The following is a 24,285-nucleotide window of genomic DNA, read 5'->3' on the forward strand; positions in this document are numbered from 1 at the left end:
ACCCCGAGGACCGCGAGCGCCGTGTTCGACACTCTCTCCGATCGCCTGTCAGCGACTTTCAAGAACCTGCGCGGCAAGGGACGGCTCTCCGAAGCGGACATCGACGCCACCGCGCGCGAGATCCGCATCGCGCTCCTCGAAGCCGACGTGGCCCTGCCCGTCGTCCGGACGTTCATCAAGAACGTCAAGGAGCGCGCCCTCGGCGCCGAGGTCTCCCGGGCGCTGAACCCGGCCCAGCAGGTTCTGAAGATCGTCAACGACGAGCTCGTCACGATCCTCGGCGGCGAGACCCGGCGCCTGCGCTTCGCCAAGCAGCCGCCCACCGTGATCATGCTGGCCGGTCTCCAGGGTGCCGGTAAGACCACCCTCGCGGGCAAGCTCGGCCGCTGGCTCAAGGAGCAGGGTCACTCCCCGCTGCTGGTCGCCTGTGACCTCCAGCGCCCCAACGCCGTCAACCAGCTGAGCGTCGTCGCCGAGCGCGCGGGCGTCGCCGTGTACGCGCCGGAGCCCGGCAACGGCGTCGGCGACCCGGTCAAGGTCGCCAAGGACTCCATCGACTTCGCCAAGTCCAAGGTCCACGACATCGTGATCGTGGACACCGCCGGCCGCCTGGGCATCGACCAGGAGATGATGCAGCAGGCCGCGGACATCCGGGACGCGGTCCAGCCGGACGAGATCCTGTTCGTCGTCGACGCGATGATCGGTCAGGACGCCGTCAACACCGCCGAGGCCTTCCGCGACGGCGTCGGCTTCGACGGCGTGGTGCTCTCCAAGCTCGACGGTGACGCCCGCGGTGGTGCCGCCCTGTCGATCCGCCAGATCACCGGCAAGCCGATCATGTTCGCGTCGAACGGCGAGAAGCTCGACGACTTCGACGCCTTCCACCCCGACCGGATGGCCTCCCGCATCCTCGACATGGGTGACCTGCTCACCCTGATCGAGCAGGCGGAGAAGACGTTCAGCCAGGAAGAGGCCGCCAAGATGGCCTCCAAGCTGGCGTCGAAGAAGGGCCAGGACTTCACCCTGGACGACTTCCTGGCCCAGATGGAGCAGGTCAGGAAGATGGGCTCCATCTCCAAGCTGCTCGGCATGCTGCCCGGCATGGGCCAGATCAAGGACCAGATCAACAACATCGACGAGCGCGACGTCGACCGCACCGCCGCGATCATCAAGTCGATGACCCCGGCCGAGCGCCAGGACCCGACGATCATCAACGGCTCCCGCCGCGCCCGTATCGCCAAGGGTTCCGGTGTCGAGGTCAGCGCCGTGAAGAACCTCGTCGAGCGGTTCTTCGACGCCCGCAAGATGATGTCCCGCATGGCGCAGGGCGGCGGTATGCCCGGCATGCCGGGGATCCCGGGCATGGGCGGCGGCCCCGGCCGGCAGAAGAAGCAGCAGAAGAAGGCCAAGGGCAAGCAGCGCTCCGGCAACCCGATGAAGCGCAAGCAGCAGGAGCAGGAGGAGGCCGCCCGCCGCGCGGCCGCCGCCGAGAACGGCGGCGCCTTCGGCCTGCCGGGCCAGCAGGCCGGCCAGGACTTCGAGCTTCCGGACGAGTTCAAGAAGTTCATGGGCTGACCGCCCGAGTCGTACGTCCCCGGGGGCGCCCTTCGCCAGGAAGGGCGCCCCCGGCGTCGTACAGGGGGCTGCGCCCCGGCGTCGTACACCCGCATGCCTGTGCGGCTTTCCTGGCGTACCGTCCCGATATGACCAACCCTGCGCCGCCGCGGAAGTCTCCCGACCAGCCCTGGCGTACCGAGGGCACCCCCGAGGAGCCGCCGAAACCGTCGTCCGGCGGGCGGCGGATGCGGGGCGGCTGGTGGCGGCTGATCGTCGCCGCGCTGGTCGTGTACCTGATCGCCAACCTCATCCTGTCCTTCCAGGACGAGGCGACCGAGCCGACGATCTCCTACACCGAGTTCAGCAAGCAGGTCGACGCCGGCAACGTCAGCAAGATCTACGCCAAGGGCAACGCGATCCAGGGCGAGCTGAAGAAGGCCCAGGACAACCCCAAGGACTCCGGCACCTACACCAAGTTCAAGACGGAGCGGCCGACCTTCGCGGACGACCGGATCTGGGACTCGCTGACCAAGCACAACGTCACGGTCACCGCGGAACCGGTCGTCCAGCACCGCAGCTTTCTCGCCAACCTGCTCATCTCGCTGGCGCCGATGGTGCTGCTGATCGCGGTGTGGGTGTTCATCGCCCGGCGGATGCGCGCGGGGCTCGGCGGTGCCGGCGGCATGCTGGGCCGCAAGGCGCCGCCCAAGCCGGTCGAACTGGAGCCCGGTCAGCAGCGCACCACCTTCGCCGACGTGGCCGGCATCGACGAGGTCGCGGGCGAGCTGAACGACGTCGTCGACTTCCTGAAGAATCCCGACGACTACCGCCGTATGGGTGCCAAGATGCCCCGCGGTGTGCTGCTGGCGGGACCGCCGGGCACCGGCAAGACACTGCTCGCGCGGGCCGTGGCCGGGGAGGCCGGGGTGCCGTTCTTCTCGGCGTCCGCCTCCGAGTTCATCGAGATGATCGTCGGTGTCGGCGCCTCCCGGGTGCGGGAGCTGTTCGCGGAGGCGCGCAAGGTCGCCCCGTCGATCATCTTCATCGACGAGATCGACACCATCGGCCGGGCCCGAGGCGGCGGCGCGAGCGTCGGCGGCCACGACGAGCGGGAGCAGACCCTCAACCAGATCCTGACCGAAATGGATGGGTTCTCCGGCTCCGAGGGAGTCATCGTCATCGCCGCCACCAACCGGGCCGACGTCCTCGACCCGGCGCTCACCCGGCCCGGCCGCTTCGACCGGATCGTGCAGGTCTCGCCCCCCGACCGGGGCGGCCGCGAGGCCATCCTGCGCATCCACACCCGCGAGATCCCCCTCGCCGGCGACGTCGACCTCGCCCAGGTCGCCAAGACCACCCCGGGCATGACCGGCGCGGAACTCGCCAACCTCGCCAACGAGGCCGCGCTCCTCGCCGTCAAACGCGGCCAGCGGCACGTCACCCAGTCGGACATGTCCGACGCCCTGGAGAAGGTGCAGCTCGGCGCGGAGCGCGCGCTCGTCATGCCGTACGAGGAACGGCGGCGCACCGCCTACCACGAGAGCGGGCACGCGCTGCTCGGCATGCTGCAGCCGGGCGCCGACCCGGTCCGCAAGATCACCATCGTGCCGCGCGGCCGCGCCCTCGGCGTCACCCTGTCCACACCGGACGCGGACAAGTACGCGTACACCGAGGAGTACCTGCGCGGCCGGATCATCGGCGCCCTCGGCGGCATGGCGGCCGAACAGGTCGTCTACGGCGTCATCACCACCGGCTCCGAGAGCGACCTGGAACAGGTCACCCGCATCGCCCGCGGCATGGTCTCCCGCTGGGGCATGAGCGAACGCGTCGGCCGGCTCTCGGCGCTGCCCGACGACGCCCAGCAGGCCTACGGCCTGGCCGCCGCCCCGCAGACCCTCGACGCGATCGACGAGGAGATGCGCCGGGTCGTCGACGAGTGCTACGAGGAGGCCCGCCGCAAGCTGCGCGAGCACCGCGGGCAGCTGGACGCCCTGGCCGAGGCGCTGCTGGACCGCGAGACGCTTCAGGAGGCCGACGCCTACCGCATCGCGGGCGTCCCGCGCCTGGCCAAGGACGAGTCCTGAAAGCCTCTTACCGCACGCGGGCTATCAGGTAGCGGAAGACGTTCGGCATCCATACCGTGCCGTCCTGCCGCCGGTGCGCGTGCAGCGCCTCGGTCAGCTCCTTGTCGACCTGCTCCTGGTCGGCGGCCGCGATCGCCGCGTCGAACAGCCCGGTCGACAGCATGCCGCGCACCGCGCTGTCCACGTCGGCGTACCCGAACGGGCAGGCCACCCGTCCCGAGCCGTCCGGGCGCAGTCCCGCGCGGTGGGCGACCTCCTCCAGGTCGTCGCGCAGGGCGGGGCGCCAGCTGCCCGGGCTGCGCAGCGGATCGGCCAGCTTCCCGGCCACCCGCAGCACCGACGAGGTGGCGCACCGCTCGGGCGGCCCCCAGCCGGCCAGCACCACGGGGGTGCCGCGCTCGGCGAGCGGTACGGCCCCGGCGAGCAGCTCGGCGAGCCCGTCGGAGTCGCCGGCCGTGCACCCGATGGGCTCGAACGCCGTCACCAGGTCGTACGGGGCGGCCGCCCGCTGCGGGGTCTCGCGCACCAGCCTGGCTCCGCCCCGCGCGGGTGCGTCGGACGCCTCCGGACGCAGCCGCTCGCGGGCCAGGGCCAGCCGTTCGGGGGAGCGGCACTCGACGCCGGTGACCTCCGCGCCGCGCACCGCCGCCATCAGCAGGGCCAGGCCGGAGCCGCAGCCCAGGCCCAGCACACGGGTGCCGGGCCCCACTTCCAGTCGCTCGTAGACGGCTTCGTAGAGCGGCACGAGCATCCGCTCCTGGATCTCCGACCAGTCACGCGCGCGTGCACCGAGGTCCACGCGAGGGGCCGAACCCGCGTGAGGGAGGTGCTGCCGCACGAGCGTAGGTGTCATAGGTACGCGCCCCAATCCGCCGAGAGAAAGTCGCTGTGCCCGTATCGCAGGGAGTTGCCCGGTCATGCGTGGCCCCCGTTGCAGTGCGCTCGCACTGACCCCCGTATGCCAGGAAACTCCGGGCTCGGCGGTGCGTCCAGTGGAAAGCGGCCCCGGTTTGAGAGTTGGCCGCCCGGGTGGCGGGATTTCACCTGCGCGCAACACGGCGCGCACGGCGCCCGGCACCCGGCGCAGGGGCGGTGCCGGAGGCCGGCCGGACACCCGGTAACGTCGCGGTCGTCGCAGGCGCTGACCAAGGTGGCACGGCCTCACCGCACGGGTGACCGAAAGGCCCCTTGCGCAGCCGCCGGTCCCGTGGGGCGCGGCGCGTCGACACGATCTACGCGCAGGTACGTACGTACGCCTACGTCGGGCTACGCACCGGCTTGGTACGAGCTGTGCGGCATATCCGCAGATCAGCGCACCCGTCCTCGTCAGGACGCATCAGCGGCAACTGACGGGTACGTGCAAATTATTTGGGATGCCCCGGAATCGGAACACAGCGGCACCCCGGCTCGTTGTCATTACGTGAGCACGACACAGACACCACCTGTTCTCGCCGCCGAGCTGGCGCAGGCGTGGGCCGACATTCAGCGGCACCACCCCGAGCTGCCGGACCTGGCCGCGCCGGAGTCCCTGATCGGAGAGTCGTCGTCCGCGTGCGGGCACGAGCTCTCCTTCGAGCGGCTGCTGCACGAGGCAGTGCACGGCATCGCCGCGGCGCGCGGCGTGCGCGACACGTCCCGGGCCGGCCGCTACCACAACCGCAGATTCCTCGCGATCGCCGAGGAGCTGGGTCTGGACCACCCCGAGGAGCCGCACCCGAGCAGCGGCTTCTCCCTGGTCACGCTCAGCCCCGAGGCGAAGCGGCGCTACCGGCCGACCATCGAGCGCCTCCAGCGGGCCCTGAAGGCCCACTCGGCGGCGACCTCCTCCGACGCCACGCGCGCCTTCCGCGGCCCCGCCGCGCGGCACGGCTCCTCGGGCGGCGGCGTCCGCGTCAAGGCGGTGTGCGACTGCGGCCGCAACGTCCGGGTCGTTCCGTCCGTCCTGGCCCAGGCGCCGATCGTCTGCGGCGGCTGCGGCAAGCCGTTCCGGATCCCCGAGGTCGTGGGCGCGGCGTAGCCCCCGGCCGCGCACACCGGCATCTCGTGGCTGCCGGTGCGAGGAGGCGGGCGCCGACTGTGGGGTGCGGGCCACCCGTGCTGCCCGGCCGCGGGCAGTCGTGCCGCAGGGCGGCACGGGTGGGCGCCGTCCGGCACCCCGCAGCGCCGGGCCGCGCACCCGACGGCGGACACCGTGGCCGCCGGGTGCTCTTCAGGCATGCCCATGCTCAGCTCACCCTCGGCCAGGAAGGCCCCCGGGGTGTGGCACAATGGCTAGCTGTACTCGACAGCCGCACAGGACCCCTCTCTCCTCCGGCTGACGCGTCCATCGGGCACTCGGGTACCGCAACCCCACGCGGCAACTTCGCCGTGCCCAACCACGTCAAAACCAGGAGAACCCACTCCCGTGGCAGTCAAGATCAAGCTGAAGCGTCTGGGCAAGATCCGTTCGCCTCACTACCGCATCGTCGTCGCCGACTCCCGTACCCGTCGTGACGGCCGTGCGATCGAGGAGATCGGCAAGTACCACCCGACCTACAACCCGTCGGTCATCGAGGTGGACGCCGAGCGTGTGGCGTACTGGCTGGGTGTCGGCGCGCAGCCGACCGAGCCGGTTCTCGCCATCCTGAAGAAGACCGGCGACTGGCAGAAGTTCAAGGGCGAGCCGGCTCCCGCGCCGCTGCTCGTCGCCGAGCCGAAGCCGGCCCGTCCGTCGTTCGAGGCTCTCGGCGGTGACGACGAGGGCAAGGGTGAGGCCATCACCCAGAAGAAGAAGGCTGAGAAGAAGGACGAGGCGGCTGCCGAGTCCGAGTCGACCGAGGCCTGAGCAGCATGCTCGAAGAGGCGCTTGAGCACCTCGTGAAGGGCATCGTCGACAACCCTGACGATGTGCAGGTGGCCTCGCGCAACCTGCGCCGCGGACGTGTGCTGGAGGTCCGGGTCCACCCGGACGATCTCGGCAAGGTCATCGGCCGCAACGGCCGTACCGCACGCGCTCTGCGCACCGTCGTGGGCGCCATCGGCGGCCGCGGTGTCCGCGTCGACCTCGTCGACGTCGACCACGTCCGCTGACGCTTCGCAGCACCGGCTCGGGCCGGGGAGGGCCACAGGGCCGTCCCCGGCCCGCAGTCGTATGACAGGAGATCACGCACAGTGCAGCTGGTAGTCGCACGGATCGGCCGCGCCCACGGCATCAAGGGCGAGGTCACCGTCGAGGTACGCACCGACGAACCGGAGCTCAGGCTCGCGCCGGGCGCCGTCCTGACCACCGACCCCGCCGCCACGGGGCCGCTCACCATCGCAACCGGCCGCGTGCACAGCGGCCGCCTCCTCCTGCGGTTCGAGGGTGTGAACGACCGCAACGCCGCCGAGGCGCTGCGCAACACCCTCCTGATCGCCGAGGTCGACCCGGACGAGCTGCCCGAGGAGGAGGACGAGTACTACGACCACCAGCTGATCGACCTGGACGTGGTCACCGAGGACGGCACCGAGGTCGGCCGGATCACCGAGATCTCCCACCTGCCCTCCCAGGACCTGTTCATCGTCGAGCGGCCCGACGGCAGCGAGGTGATGATCCCGTTCGTCGAGGAGATCGTCACCGAGATCGACCTGGCCGAGCAGAAGGCGGTCATCGCGCCGCCGCCCGGGCTGATCGACGACCGCGCGGTGATCGCCTCCTCCCGCGAGGAGCCGGGGGACGAGAGCGCATGAGGCTCGACGTCGTCACGATCTTCCCCGAGTACCTCGACCCGCTGAACGTCTCCCTCGTCGGCAAGGCACGCGCGCGTGGCCAGCTGAACGTCCACGTCCACGACCTGCGGCAGTGGACGTACGACCGGCACAACACCGTCGACGACACCCCGTACGGCGGCGGCCCCGGCATGGTGATGAAGACCGACCCCTGGGGCGACGCGCTCGACTCCGTCCTCGCCGACGGCTACGAGAGCGGCGCGGGCGAGCCCACCCTCATCGTGCCCACGCCCAGCGGCCGGCCCTTCACCCAGGAACTCGCCGTCCACCTCTCCGAACGGCCCTGGCTGATCTTCACCCCGGCCCGCTACGAGGGCATCGACCGCCGCGTCATCGACGAGTACGCCACCCGCATGCCGGTCCACGAGGTGTCCATCGGCGACTACGTCCTGGCCGGCGGCGAGGCGGCCGTCCTGGTCGTCACCGAGGCCGTCGCCCGGCTGCTGCCCGGCGTCCTCGGCAACGCCGAGTCCCACCGCGACGACTCCTTCGCGCCCGGCGCCATGGCCAACCTGCTGGAAGGCCCCGTCTACACCAAGCCGCCCGCCTGGCGCGGCCGGGAGATCCCGGAGGTGCTGCTCAGCGGCCACCACGGGAAGATCGCCCGCTGGCGCCGCGACGAGGCCCTGAAGCGGACGACCCTGAACCGGCCCGACCTCATCGAGCGGTGCGACCCCAAGGCCTTCGACAAGAAGGACCGCGAGATGCTCTCCATCCTGGGCTGGGAGCCCGACCCGGCGGGCGAGCCGTACGGCCGATTTTGGCGCCGGGCCGAGGGCGTGGAAGAATAGACCGCTGCTGTCCGTCCGTCCGGCGTGCGCCCCTGCCACAGGGGGAGACGACGCCCGCTCCGACCCGGACAGCGTTCCACTGGAAGAACTAGTTTCCGTTGATGACCTGTGGCATCAGCGAGGAAAGCAGACGAAATGTCTCACCTGCTCGACTCCGTCGACGCCGCGTCGCTGCGCAGCGACGTCCCGGCCTTCCGCCCGGGTGACACCGTCAACGTCCACGTCCGCGTCATCGAGGGCAACCGCTCTCGTGTGCAGCAGTTCAAGGGCGTTGTGATCCGTCGCCAGGGTTCCGGCGTGCGCGAGACCTTCACGGTCCGCAAGGTCTCCTTCTCCGTCGGCGTCGAGCGCACCTTCCCGGTGCACACCCCGATCGTGGAGAAGATCGAGCTCGTCACCCGCGGTGACGTGCGTCGCGCCAAGCTGTACTACCTGCGCGACCTGCGCGGCAAGGCGGCGAAGATCAAGGAGAAGCGCGAGAGCTGAGCGCTTTCCCGGGGTCACAGCGGGGCCGGATAGCATTCGGCCCCGATGGACACCGAAGCACAGCCCACGGAGCGCGACCGCTCCTCCCCACCCGCGACGCCGGGTGCGGAGGGACGGTCGCGTTTCGCGTTGGCGGCGCGGATCGCCGAGTGGCTTCCCGGCGGCCGCCTCACCCTGACCCTGCTGGTCTGCCTGGTCTTCCTGCTGCTCCTCAACGTCTTCGTGGTGCGGCCGTTCCAGATTCCCTCCGGTTCCATGGAGTCGGGGTTGAGGATCGGGGACAGGGTTCTCGTAAATGAGTTGGCGTACCGTTTCGGAGCCGAGCCGCGGCGCGGCGACGTCGTCGTGTTCGACGGCAGCGGGTCCTTCGGGGACGGCGACTACATCAAGCGCGTTGTCGGTGTGGGGGGAGACCACGTGGTCTGCTGCGACACGGAGGGGAGGATCCGGGTGAACGGCCGGTCGGTCGACGAGTCGGCGTTCCTGTACCCCGGGGACAGCCCCTCCACGGTGCCCTTCGACGTCGTGGTGCCCGCCGGCCGCCTGTTCGTGCTCGGCGACCACCGCAGCGACTCCAGCGACTCACGCGACCACCTCGGCTCGCCGGGGGGCGGCATGGTCCCGGTCGGGGATGTCGTCGGACGGGCCGACTGGATCGTCTGGCCGTTCGGGCACGCGACGCATCTGGAGCGGCCGGGGGCGTACGCGCGGGTGCCGGCGCCGGGAGGCACGGAGAGTGGGCATGGGTAGCCGCGGCAGGCCGCGCGGTGCGTCCGGAGGCGGGGTGGACGAACCCCTGCCCACTGGTACGCGGCGTGCCCCGGCGGCTGCCGGGCGGGCCTCGGCGACCACCGGTGGCGGCCGCACCCGCGCGGAGCGGCGCAAGCTGCAGCGCAAGGTCAAGCGCAAGCGGCGGCGCAGCGCGGTGAAGGAGGTCCCGCTGCTGGTGGGGGTCGCGGTGCTGATAGCGCTGGTGCTCAAGACCTTCCTCGTCCAGGCGTTCGTGATCCCCTCGGGCTCCATGGAGCAGACGATCCGCATCGGCGACCGCGTCCTGGTCGACAAGTTCACCCCGTGGTTCGGGGCGAAGCCCCAGCGCGGGGACGTCGTGGTGTTCAAGGACCCCGGCGGCTGGCTGCGGGACGAGCAGCCGACGGCCAAGAAGGACGACCCGGTCGTCGTCAAGCAGGTCAAAGAGGGGCTGACCTTCATCGGGCTGCTGCCGTCGGACAACGAGAAGGACCTGATCAAGCGGGTCGTCGGAGTCGGCGGGGACCACGTCAAGTGCTGTGACGCGCAAGGGCGGATCACCGTCAACGGCGTTCCCCTGAACGAGGACTATCTGAACCCCGGGGACACCCCCTCCGACACGCCGTTCGACGTCACCGTTCCGCCGGGCCGGCTGTGGGTGATGGGTGACCACCGGTCCAACTCGGCGGATTCCCGCTCGCATCAGGACACCGAGTACGGCGGTACGGTCTCGGAGGACGAGGTGGTCGGGCGGGCCATGGTCATCGCCTGGCCCTTCGGCCACTGGAGCACCCTGAAGGAGCCGTCGGCGTTCGAGCCGGTGCCGTCGGCGGCGGGGCCGGTGCGGGATGCCGAGGACTCGGCGTACGGCGCGGCGGTGTACGGGTCGGCCATGGCCGGGCCGGTGTCGCATAGGGTTGCACCCGGTGATCCGCAGGGGACCGCTCCTGCGGATCGGAACGAAATGATCCAGCTCCCGACCCCTGCGGAACTCCCGCTCGTTATGGGAGTGGTGGGCCTGCGTCGTGCACGGGGCAGGCAGCGACACGGAGTAAGGAGTTGGCGTGGGGGATGTGGCGGTTGGCGCTCGGTCCGGTCACGACGGCGAGGAACACCGCGGACGCCCCGTGGAGTCCGCCGCCTTGGCCGCGGACGGCGCCGTGACCTCGGGGAACGACTCTGACGTGGAGGGCGGCGCGGTGCCGGTGCCGGGCGAGGCTGGGCGGACGGCGGAGCAGGGTTCGGCGGCTGCCGGGCCGAAGAAGCCGCGCTCCTTCTGGAAGGAGCTGCCGATCCTCATCGGGATCGCGCTGGTGCTGGCGCTGCTGATCAAGACGTTCCTGGTGCAGGCGTTCTCCATCCCCTCGGCGTCCATGCAGAACACGCTGCAGGAGGGTGACCGGGTCCTCGTCGACAAGCTCACGCCGTGGTTCGGGTCCGAGCCGGAGCGGGGCGAGGTCGTCGTCTTCCACGACCCGGACAACTGGCTGGCGGGCGAGGCGACCACCAACCCCAACGCCGTGCAGAAGGTGCTCAGCTGGATCGGGCTGATGCCGTCGGCGGAGGAGAAGGACCTGATCAAGCGGGTCATCGGGGTCGGCGGTGACACGGTCGAGTGCAAGGGCACCGGGCCGCTGCTGGTGAACGGCAAGGCGCTCGACGAGCGGGACTACGTGTACGCCGGGAACACGCCGTGCAGCGATGACGACGGTGGCGGGCAGTTCAAGGTGACGGTGCCCAAGGGCTACATCTGGGTCATGGGTGACCACCGGCAGGACTCGAAGGACTCGCGGTACAACCAGAGCGACAAGCACCACGGCATGGTGCCGGTGAAGGACGTCGTCGGACGCGCGATCGTGAAGGCGTGGCCGATCAATCGCTGGGGGACGCTGCCGGTTCCGGACACGTTCGACCAGCCGGGGCTGGCGGCGTCGCCCTCTGCTGCGGCTGCGCCGGGCGCGGTTGCGGTGCTGGGTGTGGTGCCGGTGGTGGTGTGGCGCCGGCGTCGGCGGTAGTCGTTCGTCTGCGGGTGCGTGGGTGGTCGCTCGCGCAGTTCCCCGCGCCCCTGAAATGCCTGAGGCGGCCCGTCGCTGTCGCGTCGTGGCGTGCGTAGCGCCTGCGGTTCGTTGTGGGTCGGGGCCGGGGTGGGGGGTATCCGTCCTCGGTCCGGCCCGCTGTCTCCGACGCGGTGAGGGTCGGCGGTGCCGGCCGCTGCGGGCGGACACCCCCCACCCCGTCCCCTTCTCGCCGTCGGCGGCTTTCCCCGCATAGCTGCGGGCAGCCGTGCCGCCAGGGCACCGCTCGGTGCCGGTGCGGGTTGGATCTTCCGCTCGGGCGGAGCCCAAGGGTGGGAAAGGGGCCGTACCCCCGGGTAGGGTGCGGGGCCATGGGTGAGCGCATACGTACGGGCGGCGGCAACAAGGTGGGCCAACGGCTCTCCGGGCTCGCCGTCGCACTGGGGCTGGTGCTGTTTCTCGGCGGCTTCGCCTGGGGCGCCGTCGTCTACCGGCCGTACACCGTGCCGACCCCTTCGATGACCCCGACGATCGACATCGGCGACCGCGTCCTGGCCCAGCGCGTCGACGGCAGCGAGGTGCGCCGGGGCGACGTGGTGGTGTTCACCGACAAGACCTGGGTCACCAACGCCCCCGTGGTCAAGCGTGTCGTCGCGGTCGGCGGGGACACCGTCTCCTGCTGCACGGACGGCAAGCTGACCGTCAACGGCAAGGAGATCGACGAGCCGTACCTGGCCAAGGGCAGCCCCGCGGAGATCACGAACTTTCCCGAGGTCACCGTTCCGAAGGGGCGCCTGTTCCTGCTCGGTGACGAGCGCCAGGGCTCCCTGGACTCCACCGCCCACCTGACCGACGCGGCCCGCGGCACGGTCGACGAGAGCGCCGTGACCGCGCGGGTCGACGCCGTCGTATGGCCCATGGACGGCATGCTGAAGCGGCCCACCGGCTTCGAGGCCCTCGGCGCGCTGTCCCAGCCCGGTCCGCTGCGCACCATCGTCGGGTTGGTCGTCGCCGGCGCGGTCCTCGTCTTCCTGGGCGGGGCGTACGGGCCCATCGCCAAGCGGGCGGCGGGCCGGGACCGGGGCGCCGCGCGGACGGAGCCCGCCGGTGCCCGCTGAGGCCGGTCTGCGCAAGGTCGCGCGGGTGGTGCTGCTCGATCCCGAGGACCGCGTCCTGCTGCTGCACGGACATGAGCCGGACGATCCCAAGGACGACTGGTGGTTCACGCCCGGCGGCGGTGTGGAGGGCGACGAGACCCGTGAACAGGCCGCGCTGCGGGAACTCGCCGAGGAGACGGGTGTCACCGAGGTGGACCTCGGCCCGGTGCTGTGGCGGCGGACGTGCTCGTTCCCGTTCGCGGGTCGCCGCTGGGACCAGGACGAGTGGTACTACCTGGCCCGTACGACGACGACGGTGATCCGGGCGGCGGCGCTCACGGAGCTGGAACGGCGCAGTGTCGCGGGAGCGAGGTGGTGGTCCTGTGCCGAACTGACGCGGACACGTGAGACGGTGTATCCGACCAGACTCGCCGAGCTGTTGCGCAGGCTGCTCGACGAAGGTCCCCCGAGCCGGCCTGTGACCCTGGAGACGGAAATCGTCTAGGGGCGCGCGGGACTGGCGCACAATGGGGGGATCGCACGGCTGAAGGGGAACATGCCATGAGCGCCGAGGACCTCGAAAAGTACGAGACCGAGATGGAGCTGAAGCTCTACCGGGAGTACCGCGATGTCGTCGGTCTGTTCAAATACGTGATCGAGACCGAGCGGCGCTTCTACCTGACCAATGACTACGAGATGCAGGTGCACTCGGTCCAGGGTGAGGTGTTCTTCGAGGTGACGATGGCGGATGCCTGGGTCTGGGACATGTACCGGCCGGCTCGCTTCGTCAAGCAGGTCCGCGTTCTCACGTTCAAGGACGTGAACATCGAGGAGCTGAACAAGAGCGACCTGGAGCTGCCGGGCAGCTGACGGCCGCTGTTCGGTCACCCGTGTGGGTGGCTGAGTTTTCCACAATCGGTCAGCTGTCCACCAAGATCCACTTCTTGGCCGGGAGTGCGTGATCGTTGGCGCCGGAGGTGGTGCCGACATGAACGCACGCAGTGCCCTGGGCAGGTACGGAGAGAGTCTGGCCGCACGACGGCTGGCCGATTCCGGACTGGTGATCCTGGAGCGCAACTGGCGCGCAGGACGGTCCGGAGAGATCGACATCGTGGCGCGGGAGCGCGACGTCCTGGTCGTCTGCGAGGTCAAGACCCGCAGGGACGGCGCCTTCGAGCATCCGATGGCCGCCGTCACCCCGGACAAGGCCGATCGGCTGCGGGCCCTGGCCGAGCGATGGATCCAGGCGCACGGCGGGGCCCACCGGGAGGCGTCCGCATCGACGTCGTCGGCGTGGTCCTGCCGCGCCGGGGAGCGCCGGTCGTCCAGCATGTCCGGGGGGTGGCCTGACATGGGCTTCGCACGTACGTGTTCCGTGGCCCTGGTCGGTGTCGAGGGCGTCGTCGTGGAGGTCCAGGCCGACCTCGAACCCGGCGTCGCCGCGTTCACCCTGGTGGGCCTGCCGGACAAGAGCCTGACGGAGAGCCGTGACCGGGTGCGGGCGGCCGTGGTGAACTCCGGGGCCGAGTGGCCGCAGAAGAAGCTGACCGTGGGGCTCTCGCCCGCCTCGGTGCCGAAGGCGGGCAGCGGATTCGACCTGGCCGTGGCCTGCGCGGTGCTGGGCGCCGCCGAGCGGATCGACCCCCGGGTGCTGGCCGACATCGTGATGATCGGCGAGCTGGGGCTGGACGGGCGGGTGCGGCCGGTGCGCGGCATCCTGCCCGCCGTCCTCGCCGCCGCCGACGCGGGGTACGAGCAGGTGGTCGTGCCCGAGTGCGCCGCCGCCGAGGCCTCCCTGGTGCCGGGGGTGTCGGTGCTCGGCGTCCGCAGCCTGCGGCAGCTGATCGCCGTACTGACCGATGAGCCCGTCCCGGACGAGGAGCCCGACGAGCTGGGCCGCCCCGATCCGCTGCTGGCCGGGCTGCGGGTGCCCGGCACGGGCGCGGCCACCGGCATGCACAGCATGGGCGCCGCACACCAGGACGCCGGGCACGACCTCGCCGACGTCGTCGGCCAGATCTCCGCGCGCACGGCGGTGGAGGTGGCCGCGGCCGGCGGGCACCACCTGTTCCTGGAGGGGCCGCCCGGTGCGGGCAAGACCATGCTCGCGGAGCGGCTGCCCGCCGTGCTGCCGCGGCTGACCCGGGAGGAGTCGCTGGAGGTCACGGCCGTGCACTCGGTGGCCGGCCTGCTGCCGCCGGGCAAGCCGCTGATCGACGTCCCGCCCTACTGCGCCCCGCACCACTCGGCGACCATGCAGTCCCTCGTCGGCGGCGGCCCGAACATCGCCCGGCCCGGCGCGGTCTCGCTGGCCCATCGGGGCGTCCTGTTCCTCGACGAGACCCCCGAGTTCAGCGGTCAGGCGCTGGACGCGCTGCGGCAGCCGCTGGAGTCGGGGCACGTCGTGATCGCGCGCAGTGCCGGCGTGGTGCGCTTCCCGGCGAGGTTCCAGATGGTGCTCGCGGCGAACCCCTGCCCCTGCGGGCGCTTCTCGCTCCGCGACAGCCTGTGCGAGTGCCCGCCCTCGGCGATCCGCCGCTACCAGGCGAGGATCTCCGGCCCACTGCTCGACCGCGTCGACCTGCGGGTGGAGGTGGACCCGGTGGGCCGGGCCGAACTGGCGCAGCGCGGCCCCGGAGGGGAGTCGACGGCGACGGTCGCCGCGCGGGTACGGGCGGCCCGGGAGCGGGCGGCCGGCCGGCTGGCGGGCACGCCCTGGCGCACCAACAGCGAAGTCCCGGGCCGTGAGCTGCGCACCCGCTGGCACGCCGCGCCCGGCGCCATGGACGAGGCCGAACGCAACATGGAGCGCGGGGTGCTCACGGCCCGCGGACTGGACCGCGTCCTGCGGGTCGCCTGGACCGTCGCCGACCTCGTGGGCCACGACCGGCCCGAGGTCACCGACGTGGCCCTGGCGCTGCAACTGCGCACGGGCGTCCCACGCGGCGTCCCGATGGCCATCGGAGCGCTGACGTGACCGGCGGAGCCGGACCGGCCGGGGAACTGCTCGGCCGGGTCCTCCTCACCCGGGTCGTCGAGCCCGGGGACGAGGCCGGCGGGCGGTGGGTGCGGGAGTACGGGGTGGCGGAGGTCGTACGGCGGCTGCGGGCCGGCGGGCCGGCGCTGCCCGGGGTGAGCGCGCAGCGCTGGGCCGGGCTGCTGGCCCGTGCCGGGCGGGCCGAGCCCGAGGCCGACCTGGCCACCGCGCAGGCCGCCGGCGTGCGGTTCGTGGCGCCCGGCTGCACCGAGTGGCCCGGACAGCTGGACGACCTCGGCGACGCCCGCCCGCTCGGGCTGTGGGTGCGGGGCCGGCCCAGCCTGCGCATGTGGGCGCTGCGCTCGGTCGCCGTGGTCGGCGCACGCGCCTGCACGGAGTACGGCGCCCACATGGCGGCCACCCTCGCCGCCGGGCTCGCCGAACGTGGCTGGGTCGTCGTCTCCGGCGGCGCCTACGGCATCGACGGCGCCGCCCACCGCGGGGCCCTCGGCGCGGGCGGTGCCACCGTCGCCGTCCTGGCCTGCGGGGTGGACCGGCCCTACCCGCGCGGTCACATCGAGCTGATCAACCGGATCGCCGAGCAGGGGCTGGTGGTCGGTGAGCTGCCGCCGGGCGACCATCCGACGCCGAGCCGGTTCATCCTGCGCAACCGGGTCATCGCCGCGCTGACCCGGGGCAGCGTGGTCGTGGAGGCCGCCCACCGCAGCGGCTCCCTCGTCACCGCACGGGCCGCGCAGCGCCTGGGCCGTCACACGATAGGAGTACCCGGCCCCGCCACCAGCGGCCTGTCCGCCGGCGTGCACGAGCTGCTGCGCGGCGGCGCCACCCTGGTCACCGACGCCGCGGAGGTCGTCGAACTGGTGGGTGACATCGGGGAGCTGGCACCGGAGCGGCGCGGCCCCGTCCTCCCGCGCGACCTGCTGGCCGCGGGCACCCGCCGGGTTCTGGCCGCGCTGCCCGGCGGGCGCACCGCCTCCCCGTCCGAGATCGCGTGCGGCGCGCAGACCACCCGGGACGACGCCATCGCGAGACTGTACGAACTCAGGGCACTTGGTTACGTCGAACGACACGGCGACGACTGGAAGTTGACACGCCAGGCCGTGCTGTCCGCCAGAGGGGGTCGCGGGACCGGCTGACGGGGTGCGTTCGGCCGTCCGGGGGAAGCGTGAAGCCCGGGGAAACAGCGGCGAGTTGGCGCCTGGCGGAGAGTGGGCGCGGCGAGCGCCGCACTCCGCCGGGGCGTCCAGCGGAACGTATCTGCGGATCCTCCGGGACGCTTTCTTCGCGCACCGCGATCCCTCAGTCACGCTACGCTCACGAGGATCGGCGACGACATCCCTACCTTCACCCGTACGGCACTGCAGAACGGCACAAGGCGACGAATGCCCCAGCACACTTCCGGGTCCGACCGGGCGGCGATCCCCTCAGCCGCCCGTGACGGTGGCAGCGTGCGGCCGCCCGCTCCCTCGACGCTCGACGAGCTGTGGCGGTCGTACAAGGCGACGGGAGACGAACGGCTGCGGGAGCAGCTGATCCTGCACTACTCGCCCCTGGTGAAGTACGTGGCGGGCCGGGTGAGCGTGGGCCTGCCGCCCAATGTGGAGCAGGCCGACTTCGTCTCCTCCGGGGTGTTCGGGCTGATCGACGCGATCGAGAAGTTCGACATCGACCGGGAGATCAAGTTCGAGACGTACGCGATCACCCGGATCCGCGGGGCCATGATCGACGAGCTGCGGGCGCTGGACTGGATCCCGCGCTCGGTGCGGCAGAAGGCGCGCAACGTCGAGCGCGCCTACGCCACCCTGGAGGCCCGGCTGCGGCGCACCCCGAGCGAGCAGGAGGTCGCCGCCGAGCTGGACATCCCGGTGGACGAACTGCACGCGGTGTTCAGCCAGTTGTCGCTGGCCAACGTCGTCGCCCTGGAGGAGCTGCTGCACGTCGGCGGTGAGAGCGGGGACCGGCTGAGCCTGATGGACACGCTGGAGGACACCGCCGCCGACAACCCGGTGGAGGTCGCGGAGGACCGGGAGCTGCGCCGGTTCCTCGCGCGGGCGATCAACACGCTGCCCGAGCGGGAGAAGACCGTCGTCACGCTGTACTACTACGAGGGCCTGACGCTGGCGGAGATCGGCAACGTGCTCGGGGTGACGGAGAGCAGGGTCAGCCAGATCCACACCAAGTCGGTGCTCCAGCTGCGCGCCAAGCTCGCGAGCTTCGGACGCTGACGGGGCGGTGACCGGTGAGTGACTCCCCTCCGGGGTGGCGCGTCCGTAGAGTGGTTGACGTGCCAAGGATTCGAGCGGCCTCCGTGGCCGAGCACCGGTCGATGCAGCGCGCCGCCCTGCTGGACGCGGCGCGTTCCCTGCTGTCCGAGGGCGGCACCGAAGCGCTGACGTTCCCGGCCCTGGCCGAGCGGACGGGGCTCGCGCGGTCGTCCGTGTACGAGTACTTCCGCTCGCGGGCGGCGGTGGTCGAGGAGCTGTGCGCGGTCGACTTCCCCGTCTGGGCGGCGGAGGTGGCGGCCGCCATGGAGCAGGCGGCCACGCCCGAGGGCAAGATCGAGGCGTATCTGCGCAAGCAGCTGGAGCTGGTGGGAGACCGGCGCCACCGGGCCGTCGTCGCCATCTCCGCCAGTGAGCTGGACGCCGGGGCGCGGGAGAAGATCCGGGCGGCGCACGGCGGGCTGGTCGCGATGATCGTCGAGGCGCTGGAGGCCCTGGGACACGGGGAGGCCCGGCTGGCGGCGATGCTGGTGCAGGGGGTCGTGGACGCGGCGGTGCGGCGGCTTGAGCTCGGTGCGGCGGAGGAACCCGCGGTGATCGCGGAGGCGGCCGTGGCGATGGTGCTCCGGGGCGTGCGGGGCTGACCTCCGCTACGAGGGCAGCGGCACCCCCAGCACCGGCAGCAGCCGAGACGAGCCTCCATTGCGCAGGCGGGGCGGGAGCAGCAGCAGCGGGTTCAGATAGGTACCGGCTCCGCGCAGGCCCCAGTGGACGCAGGTGAGCGTGCAGTGGGACCCCGTCGGCTCCACCGTGGCGATCACCGCCCCCGCCGGCACCTCGTCGCCCCTCTTCACCGACGGGCGGACGGGCTCGTACGTCGTGCGCAGCGGTGGCGTCCCGGTCCCCGCCAGTTCCACCGACACCACGCCCTTGTCGGCCACCCGTCCCGCGAACGACACCCGGCCGGCCGCCACGGTCCGCACGGGAGCGCCCGGCCCGGCCGCCAGGTCGACTCCGCGGTGTCCCGGGCCGTAGGGCGACGCCGGCGGCGACCAGCCCCGCAGGATGCGGGGCCGTACGCCGACCGGCCAGGTCGTCGCCACGGCCGGCACCCGCGTCTGCGGTCCCCGCGGCCCCGGCGACGGGCCACGAGCCCACTGAGCCCCCTGCGCCCACGCCAGCGGTGCCAGGGCGGCCACCACCAGCCCCACCAGCACCGCCCACATCACCCGTGCGTATCGCTGTGTCCCCAGCTGTGTCCCCAGTTGTGTCCCCATGGGTGAGACGGTCCCGCACTACCGCCGATCCGTCCGGAGGCTGTGGACAACTCCCCGGTTGTGGACAGCGGCGTCACCCGCTGCCTCCCCGGTCCCGTACACTTCTTCTGGCGATCCGGGTCACCGGGTCGACTTCGCACGCCCCGGTACGGCCACCGGCAACGGTCCGTATCAGCGCCCCTCGGTCCTTCGTGGCACGGCGCACCCAGGGCGTCAGGCGCGACCGCCGTCCGGCGGACGCGGCACAACCGAGAAACTCAAGGAGATACGGCCATGGCCGTCGTCACGATGCGGGAGCTGCTGGAGAGCGGCGTCCACTTCGGTCACCAGACCCGTCGCTGGAACCCGAAGATGAAGCGCTTCATCTTCACCGAGCGCAACGGCATCTACATCATCGACCTGCTCCAGTCGCTGTCGTACATCGACCGCGCCTACGAGTTCGTCAAGGAGACCGTCGCCCACGGCGGCACGGTCATGTTCGTCGGCACGAAGAAGCAGGCGCAGGAGGCCATCGCCGAGCAGGCCACCCGCGTCGGCATGCCCTACGTCAACCAGCGCTGGCTGGGCGGCATGCTCACCAACTTCTCGACCGTCTACAAGCGCCTGCAGCGCCTGAAGGAGCTGGAGCAGATCGACTTCGAGGACGTCGCGTCCTCCGGTCTGACCAAGAAGGAGCTCCTGGTCCTCTCCCGCGAGAAGGCCAAGCTGGAGAAGACCCTCGGCGGTATCCGCGAGATGCAGAAGGTGCCCAGCGCCGTCTGGATCGTGGACACCAAGAAGGAGCACATCGCCGTTGGTGAGGCCCGGAAGCTGAACATTCCGGTCGTCGCGATCCTCGACACCAACTGCGACCCCGACGAGGTCGACTACAAGATCCCGGGCAACGACGACGCGATCCGCTCCGTCACCCTGCTCACCCGCGTGATCGCCGACGCCGTGGCCGAGGGCCTCATCGCCCGCTCCGGCGGTGGCGAGGGCAAGGGCGAGAAGGCCGAGGGCGAGCCGCTCGCCGAGTGGGAGCGCGACCTGCTTGAGGGTGAGAAGAAGGCCGACGAGGCTGCTCCGGCCGCCGAGGCCCCCGCCGCCGAGGCCCCCGCCGAGGCCGCGCCGGCCGAGGGCGAGAAGGCCGCCGAGGGCGAGCAGGCCTGACCGTCAGCGTCAGCGTTGACGGCGGGGGCAGTGACATGGAGTCCGCCCCCGCCGTTCACCCGTAGGTCAGCGGCAGGACAGCGGCCTCCGACCACATGGAGTCCGCACCCCGCAGATCTTCGATCCTCCAGACTTCGAGAAAGATTCACAGACTCATGGCGAACTACACCGCCGCCGACGTCAAGAAGCTCCGCGAGCTCACGGGCGCCGGCATGATGGACTGCAAGAAGGCGCTGGACGAGGCCGAGGGCAACGTCGAGAAGGCCGTCGAGGCGCTCCGCATCAAGGGCCAGAAGGGCGTCGCCAAGCGCGAGGGCCGCTCCGCCGAGAACGGCGCCGTGGTCTCGATCATCGCCGACGACAACTCCTCCGGTGTCCTGGTCGAGCTGAAGTGCGAGACGGACTTCGTCGCCAAGGGTGACAAGTTCCAGGCCGTCGCCAACACGATCGCCGAGCACGTCGCCAAGACCTCCCCGGCCGACATCGAGGCCCTGCTCGCCTCCGAGATCGAGCCCGGCAAGACCGTCCAGGCGTTCGTGGACGAGGCCAACGCCAACCTCGGCGAGAAGATCGTCCTGGACCGCTTCGCGCAGTTCGCCGACGGCTTCGTGCTCGCCTACATGCACCGCACGATGCCCGACCTGCCCCCGCAGATCGGTGTCCTCGTCGAGCTGGACAAGCCGAACGCCGAGGTCGCCAAGGGCATCGCGCAGCACATCGCCGCGTTCGCCCCGAAGTACCTCTCCAAGGACGAGGTCCCGGCCGACGTCGTCGAGTCCGAGCGCCGCATCGCCGAGGAGACCACCCGCGCCGAGGGCAAGCCCGAGGCCGCGATCGCCAAGATCGTCGAGGGTCGCCTCAACGGCTTCTTCAAGGACGCCACGCTCCTCGGCCAGCCCTACGCGCTGGACAACAAGAAGAGCGTCGAGAAGGTCCTGCAGGAGGCCGGTGTCACCCTGAAGCGCTTCGCGCGTATCAAGGTCGGCATCTGAGTCCGTACGGCGATCGACGCTCGACCCCGATAGGGTCGACATCAGTCGTCCCTGTCGTCCGCGCACGGCGTGGCCCACGCGCGCGTGGCGGACGGCAGCAGATCTGACGAGGAGGCCATTGCCGCATGGGATGTGAACGCCCCATTGGCAGTGGCCTTCTTCGCATGTGCACCACGTTGAAAGAGGCGGGATCCCGATGACCACCAAGTCCGAGAAGAGCGACGACGGCAAAGTACGCGGCCGGTTTCTGCTGAAGCTGTCCGGAGAGGCCTTCTCCGGCGGCGGCGGCCTCGGCGTCGACCCCGACGTGGTGCACGCGATCGCCCGTGAGATCGCCGCCGTCGTCCGTGACGGCGCGCAGATCGCGGTCGTCATCGGCGGTGGCAACTTCTTCCGCGGGGCCGAGCTCCAGCAGCGCGGCATGGACCGTGCCCGCTCCGACTACATGGGCATGCTCGGCACCGTGATGAACTGCCTCGCCCTTCAGGACTTCCTGGAGAAGGAGGGCATCGTCTCCCGCGTCCAGACCGCCATCACCATGGGCCAGGTAGCGGAGCCGTACATCCCGCTGCGCGCCGTGCGCCACCTGGAGAAGGGCCGAGTGGTCATCTTCGGCGCCGGTATGGGCATGCCGTACTTCTCCACCGACACCACCGCCGCCCAGCGTGCCCTGGAGATCGACGCCGAGGCGCTGCTCATGGGCAAGAACGGCGTGGACGGGGTCTACGACTCCGACCCGAAGGCCAACCCCGACGCCGTGAAGTTCGACTCGCTCGGCTACGGCGAGGTCATCACGCGCGACCTGAAGGTCGCCGACGCCACGGCCATCACGCTCTGCCGCGACAACAAGCTCCCGATCGTGGTCTTCGAGCTCCTGAAGGAGGGCAATATCGCCCGCGCCGTCAAGGGTGAGAAGATCGGCACGCTTGTGGGTGACCAGGGCAGCCGGGCCTGACCGGATTCACCCGGACCCTGACCGGGATTCACCCGGACCCTGACCGGGTATCGCCTCGGACCCTGACCGGGGGATGGACAATGTCCTACCGGTCGGGAACCGTGCAGGAAGAAGACGCGACGCAGCCGGCCGCCGACCGCAGCCAAGGAACCGCAGCCGGGCCTACTCAGACACGCAGGAGCAAGTGGTGATCGAAGAGACCCTCCTCGAAGCCGAGGAGAAGATGGAGAAGGCCGTCGTGGTCGCCAAGGAGGACTTCGCCGCGATCCGCACCGGCCGTGCGCACCCGGCGATGTTCAACAAGATCGTGGCCGACTACTACGGTGCGCCGACGCCGATCAACCAGCTGGCCTCGTTCTCCGTGCCGGAGCCGCGCATGGCCGTCGTGACCCCGTTCGACAAGAGCGCGCTGCGCAACATCGAGCAGGCGATCCGCGACTCCGACCTGGGCGTCAACCCGAGCAACGACGGCAACATCATCCGTGTGGTGTTCCCCGAGCTCACCGAGGAGCGCCGCCGCGAGTACATCAAGGTGGCCCGCGGCAAGGGCGAGGACGCCAAGATCTCCATCCGCTCCGTGCGCCGCAAGGCCAAGGACGCCCTCGACAAGCTGATCAAGGACGGCGAGGTCGGCGAGGACGAGGGCCGCCGTGCGGAGAAGGAGCTCGACGACACCACCGCGAAGTACGTCGCCCAGGTGGACGAGCTCCTCAAGCACAAGGAAGCGGAGCTGCTTGAGGTCTGATGAACGACTCTTCCTGGGGAGCGCCGCCGCACGCCGGCCAGGCCGGGTACTGGGGCCCCGCAGACCAGGGGCCCGTGCCTGGCGCCGGCCCGGCGGGTCCCGCGTACGATGCGCAGGAAGCGCAGCAGACTCGCCCCATGCCCATCGTGCCCGACGGACCCGCACACGGCGGAGACCAGGATGACGACCGGGGGGCCGCTCGGCTGAGCGGCCCCTTGTTCCGCGACGAGAACGTCCGCGGCGGCGTCCACGACGGTGCCGTCCACGGCGGTGCCGTCCAGGGCGCCGGCGTTCACGACGGCGGCGCCCTGGACGCCGGCGTTCACGACGGCGGCGTCCGCCCGCAGAACGTCCGCCAGGACCAGGTCCGTACCCACACCTCCCGCGACCAGAATCCGGAGCCCATGCCCGACGCCCCGCAGCCGGCGCCCGCCCCGCAGAAGAAGAGCGCGGGCCGCGACCTGAGCGCCGCCATAGGGGTCGGGGTCGGGCTCGGCGCGGTCATCATCGCCTCGCTGTTCATCGTCAAGGCCGTGTTCGTCGGCGTGATCGCCGTCGCCGTCGTCGTCGGCCTGTGGGAGCTGACCAGCCGGCTGCAGGAGCGCAAGGAGATCCGTGCGCCCCTGGTGCCGCTCGCGGTCGGCGGGGCCGCGATGGTCGTCGCCGGGTATGTGCGCGGTGCGGAGGGCGCGTGGGTCGCCATGGCGCTCACGGCGCTCGCGGTGCTGGTCTGGCGGATGACCGAGCCGCCGGAGGGCTACCTCAAGGACGTCACGGCGGGCGTCTTCGCGGCGTTCTACGTGCCGTTCCTGGCGACGTTCGTCGCGATGATGCTCACCGCCGACGACGGCCCCTGGCGGGTGCTGACGTTCCTCCTGCTCACGGTCGTCAGCGACACCGGCGCGTACGCCGTCGGCTGGCGCTTCGGCAAGCACAAGCTGGCTCCGCGCATCAGCCCCGGCAAGACGCGGGAGGGCCTGTTCGGCGCGGTCGCGTTCGCGATGGTCGCCGGCGCGCTGTGCACGCAGTTCCTGATCGACGACGGTGCCTGGTGGCAGGGCCTGCTGCTGGGCCTCGCGGTGGCGGCCAGCGCGACGCTGGGCGACCTCGGCGAGTCGATGATCAAGCGGGACCTGGGCATCAAGGACATGGGCACCCTGCTCCCCGGGCACGGCGGCATCATGGACCGCCTGGACTCGCTCCTGCCGACGGCGCCGGTGGTGTGGCTGCTGCTGGTGCTGTTCGTCGGCGCCGGCTGATCTGACACGGCTGTCGAGCCCCCGTCCTCCCTCCCGGAGGACGGGGGCTCGTCGCGTAGGGCCTGGCCCGCGGGATGGCTGGCCCCACGGCGAACACAGTGGGACGATTCTGACGAAAAGACCCATCAGCTCCGAACCGGCTCGCCCTGGAAAGGGGGCCA

25 protein-coding genes are annotated in these 24,285 nt (G+C 71.2%); 23 read left to right on the forward strand and 2 right to left on the reverse strand.

All coding sequences use genetic code 11. The features are described from left to right. Positions 1-21: 21 nt before the first annotated feature. Positions 22-1,575, forward strand: a complete 1,554-nt coding sequence (gene ffh / locus C3489_RS11715) for a signal recognition particle protein (protein WP_103781694.1) — start codon at positions 22-24, stop codon at positions 1,573-1,575. A 128-nt stretch (positions 1,576-1,703) separates the two neighbouring features. Then, the gene (ftsH, locus tag C3489_RS11720; protein ID WP_103781695.1) at positions 1,704-3,641 is read left to right on the forward strand and encodes an ATP-dependent zinc metalloprotease FtsH; all 1,938 of its coding nucleotides are present in this window, start codon (positions 1,704-1,706) and stop codon (positions 3,639-3,641) included. A 7-nt stretch (positions 3,642-3,648) separates the two neighbouring features. On the opposite strand, the gene C3489_RS11725 is transcribed toward ftsH, so the two are convergent. Continuing rightward, the gene (locus C3489_RS11725) at positions 3,649-4,494 is read right to left on the reverse strand and encodes a class I SAM-dependent methyltransferase (RefSeq protein WP_103781696.1); all 846 of its coding nucleotides are present in this window, start codon (positions 4,492-4,494) and stop codon (positions 3,649-3,651) included. A 567-nt stretch (positions 4,495-5,061) separates the two neighbouring features. Here C3489_RS11725 and C3489_RS11730 point away from each other — a divergent pair. The 16 genes from C3489_RS11730 (at position 5,062) to C3489_RS11810 (ending at position 18,391) form a co-directional block, all read left to right on the forward strand. After that, a complete protein-coding gene (locus C3489_RS11730) occupies positions 5,062-5,658 on the forward strand; it encodes a hypothetical protein (protein WP_103781697.1) in 597 nt (198 codons plus the stop codon). Between the two features lie 387 nt (positions 5,659-6,045). Next, positions 6,046-6,465: a 30S ribosomal protein S16 gene (rpsP, locus tag C3489_RS11735; protein ID WP_030785131.1), complete on the forward strand. Its 420-nt coding sequence runs from the start codon at positions 6,046-6,048 to the stop codon at positions 6,463-6,465. 5 nt (positions 6,466-6,470) lie between these two features. Next, a complete protein-coding gene (locus tag C3489_RS11740; protein ID WP_003973401.1) occupies positions 6,471-6,710 on the forward strand; it encodes an RNA-binding protein in 240 nt (79 codons plus the stop codon). An 81-nt stretch (positions 6,711-6,791) separates the two neighbouring features. Next, the gene (gene rimM, locus C3489_RS11745) at positions 6,792-7,349 is read left to right on the forward strand and encodes a ribosome maturation factor RimM (protein WP_103781698.1); all 558 of its coding nucleotides are present in this window, start codon (positions 6,792-6,794) and stop codon (positions 7,347-7,349) included. After that, entirely contained in the window at positions 7,346-8,179 is an 834-nt protein-coding gene (gene trmD / locus C3489_RS11750) for a tRNA (guanosine(37)-N1)-methyltransferase TrmD (RefSeq protein WP_103781699.1), read from the forward strand. Before rimM ends, trmD begins: the two co-directional genes overlap by 4 nt. A 135-nt stretch (positions 8,180-8,314) precedes the next feature. Further along, entirely contained in the window at positions 8,315-8,665 is a 351-nt protein-coding gene (rplS, locus tag C3489_RS11755) for a 50S ribosomal protein L19 (RefSeq protein WP_103781700.1), read from the forward strand. A gap of 45 nt (positions 8,666-8,710) precedes the next feature. Then, positions 8,711-9,415, forward strand: a complete 705-nt coding sequence (gene lepB / locus C3489_RS11760) for a signal peptidase I (protein WP_103781701.1) — start codon at positions 8,711-8,713, stop codon at positions 9,413-9,415. Continuing rightward, on the forward strand, positions 9,408-10,598 hold the full coding sequence (gene lepB / locus C3489_RS11765; RefSeq protein WP_103781702.1) for a signal peptidase I: 1,191 nt from the start codon (positions 9,408-9,410) through the stop codon (positions 10,596-10,598). The genes lepB (C3489_RS11760) and lepB (C3489_RS11765) overlap by 8 nt, the downstream gene beginning before the upstream one ends. Continuing rightward, on the forward strand, positions 10,480-11,430 hold the full coding sequence (lepB, locus tag C3489_RS11770) for a signal peptidase I (protein ID WP_146075311.1): 951 nt from the start codon (positions 10,480-10,482) through the stop codon (positions 11,428-11,430). The genes lepB (C3489_RS11765) and lepB (C3489_RS11770) overlap by 119 nt, the downstream gene beginning before the upstream one ends. A gap of 371 nt (positions 11,431-11,801) precedes the next feature. Beyond that, positions 11,802-12,548 (forward strand): signal peptidase I, encoded by a 747-nt coding sequence (lepB, locus tag C3489_RS11775; RefSeq protein WP_103781703.1) that lies wholly within the window; start codon positions 11,802-11,804, stop codon positions 12,546-12,548. After that, positions 12,538-13,032 (forward strand): NUDIX hydrolase, encoded by a 495-nt coding sequence (locus C3489_RS11780; RefSeq protein ID WP_103781704.1) that lies wholly within the window; start codon positions 12,538-12,540, stop codon positions 13,030-13,032. Before lepB (C3489_RS11775) ends, C3489_RS11780 begins: the two co-directional genes overlap by 11 nt. 56 nt (positions 13,033-13,088) lie before the next feature. After that, a complete protein-coding gene (locus C3489_RS11785) occupies positions 13,089-13,397 on the forward strand; it encodes a DUF2469 domain-containing protein (protein ID WP_006139554.1) in 309 nt (102 codons plus the stop codon). Positions 13,398-13,515: 118 nt separating this feature from the next. Then, entirely contained in the window at positions 13,516-15,504 is a 1,989-nt protein-coding gene (locus C3489_RS11795) for a YifB family Mg chelatase-like AAA ATPase (protein ID WP_258054660.1), read from the forward strand. Beyond that, positions 15,501-16,661 (forward strand): DNA-processing protein DprA, encoded by a 1,161-nt coding sequence (gene dprA, locus C3489_RS11800; protein WP_103781706.1) that lies wholly within the window; start codon positions 15,501-15,503, stop codon positions 16,659-16,661. Before C3489_RS11795 ends, dprA begins: the two co-directional genes overlap by 4 nt. Positions 16,662-16,907: 246 nt before the next feature. After that, complete coding sequence (whiG, locus tag C3489_RS11805) at positions 16,908-17,750, forward strand: RNA polymerase sigma factor WhiG (protein WP_103781707.1); 843 nt, start codon at positions 16,908-16,910, stop codon at positions 17,748-17,750. An 83-nt stretch (positions 17,751-17,833) separates the two neighbouring features. Further along, complete coding sequence (locus tag C3489_RS11810; RefSeq protein ID WP_103781708.1) at positions 17,834-18,391, forward strand: TetR/AcrR family transcriptional regulator; 558 nt, start codon at positions 17,834-17,836, stop codon at positions 18,389-18,391. 6 nt (positions 18,392-18,397) lie between these two features. Here C3489_RS11810 and C3489_RS11815 read toward each other — a convergent pair whose 3' ends face one another. After that, positions 18,398-19,024, reverse strand: coding sequence for a murein hydrolase activator EnvC (locus C3489_RS11815; protein ID WP_258054661.1), 627 nt, complete (start codon positions 19,022-19,024; stop codon positions 18,398-18,400). Positions 19,025-19,297: 273 nt separating this feature from the next. Between C3489_RS11815 and rpsB the strand changes: the two genes are divergently transcribed. The 5 genes from rpsB (at position 19,298) to C3489_RS11840 (ending at position 24,124) form a co-directional block, all read left to right on the forward strand. Then, entirely contained in the window at positions 19,298-20,173 is an 876-nt protein-coding gene (gene rpsB, locus C3489_RS11820; protein ID WP_103781710.1) for a 30S ribosomal protein S2, read from the forward strand. Positions 20,174-20,328: 155 nt separating this feature from the next. Then, complete coding sequence (tsf, locus tag C3489_RS11825) at positions 20,329-21,165, forward strand: translation elongation factor Ts (protein WP_103781711.1); 837 nt, start codon at positions 20,329-20,331, stop codon at positions 21,163-21,165. Between the two features lie 196 nt (positions 21,166-21,361). Further along, positions 21,362-22,120 (forward strand): UMP kinase, encoded by a 759-nt coding sequence (pyrH, locus tag C3489_RS11830; RefSeq protein WP_103781712.1) that lies wholly within the window; start codon positions 21,362-21,364, stop codon positions 22,118-22,120. Positions 22,121-22,307: 187 nt separating this feature from the next. Then, positions 22,308-22,865, forward strand: coding sequence for a ribosome recycling factor (gene frr / locus C3489_RS11835; protein WP_103781749.1), 558 nt, complete (start codon positions 22,308-22,310; stop codon positions 22,863-22,865). After that, on the forward strand, positions 22,865-24,124 hold the full coding sequence (locus C3489_RS11840; RefSeq protein ID WP_103781713.1) for a phosphatidate cytidylyltransferase: 1,260 nt from the start codon (positions 22,865-22,867) through the stop codon (positions 24,122-24,124). The genes frr and C3489_RS11840 overlap by 1 nt, the downstream gene beginning before the upstream one ends. Positions 24,125-24,285 lie beyond the last annotated feature (161 nt).

It is taken from the genome of Streptomyces sp. Ru71 (assembly GCF_002920535.1).
GTDB lineage: Bacteria > Actinomycetota > Actinomycetes > Streptomycetales > Streptomycetaceae > Streptomyces.

What these genes read in the sequence shown, in the direction of transcription:
- ftsH (WP_103781695.1), top strand. Translation starts at nt 1,704, where the DNA reads ATGACCAACCCTGCGCCGCCGCGGAAGTCTCCCGACCAGCCCTGGCGT.
- rplS (WP_103781700.1), top strand. Translation starts at nt 8,315, where the DNA reads ATGTCTCACCTGCTCGACTCCGTCGACGCCGCGTCGCTGCGCAGCGAC.
- C3489_RS11815 (WP_258054661.1), bottom strand. Translation starts at nt 19,024, where the DNA reads ATGGGGACACAACTGGGGACACAGCTGGGGACACAGCGATACGCACGG.
- trmD (WP_103781699.1), top strand. Translation starts at nt 7,346, where the DNA reads ATGAGGCTCGACGTCGTCACGATCTTCCCCGAGTACCTCGACCCGCTG.
- C3489_RS11725 (WP_103781696.1), bottom strand. Translation starts at nt 4,494, where the DNA reads ATGACACCTACGCTCGTGCGGCAGCACCTCCCTCACGCGGGTTCGGCC.
- C3489_RS11785 (WP_006139554.1), top strand. Translation starts at nt 13,089, where the DNA reads ATGAGCGCCGAGGACCTCGAAAAGTACGAGACCGAGATGGAGCTGAAG.
- C3489_RS11740 (WP_003973401.1), top strand. Translation starts at nt 6,471, where the DNA reads ATGCTCGAAGAGGCGCTTGAGCACCTCGTGAAGGGCATCGTCGACAAC.
- tsf (WP_103781711.1), top strand. Translation starts at nt 20,329, where the DNA reads ATGGCGAACTACACCGCCGCCGACGTCAAGAAGCTCCGCGAGCTCACG.
- lepB (WP_103781701.1), top strand. Translation starts at nt 8,711, where the DNA reads ATGGACACCGAAGCACAGCCCACGGAGCGCGACCGCTCCTCCCCACCC.
- rpsB (WP_103781710.1), top strand. Translation starts at nt 19,298, where the DNA reads ATGGCCGTCGTCACGATGCGGGAGCTGCTGGAGAGCGGCGTCCACTTC.
- pyrH (WP_103781712.1), top strand. Translation starts at nt 21,362, where the DNA reads ATGACCACCAAGTCCGAGAAGAGCGACGACGGCAAAGTACGCGGCCGG.
- lepB (WP_103781703.1), top strand. Translation starts at nt 11,802, where the DNA reads ATGGGTGAGCGCATACGTACGGGCGGCGGCAACAAGGTGGGCCAACGG.
- lepB (WP_103781702.1), top strand. Translation starts at nt 9,408, where the DNA reads ATGGGTAGCCGCGGCAGGCCGCGCGGTGCGTCCGGAGGCGGGGTGGAC.
- C3489_RS11795 (WP_258054660.1), top strand. Translation starts at nt 13,516, where the DNA reads ATGAACGCACGCAGTGCCCTGGGCAGGTACGGAGAGAGTCTGGCCGCA.
- whiG (WP_103781707.1), top strand. Translation starts at nt 16,908, where the DNA reads ATGCCCCAGCACACTTCCGGGTCCGACCGGGCGGCGATCCCCTCAGCC.
- C3489_RS11840 (WP_103781713.1), top strand. Translation starts at nt 22,865, where the DNA reads ATGAACGACTCTTCCTGGGGAGCGCCGCCGCACGCCGGCCAGGCCGGG.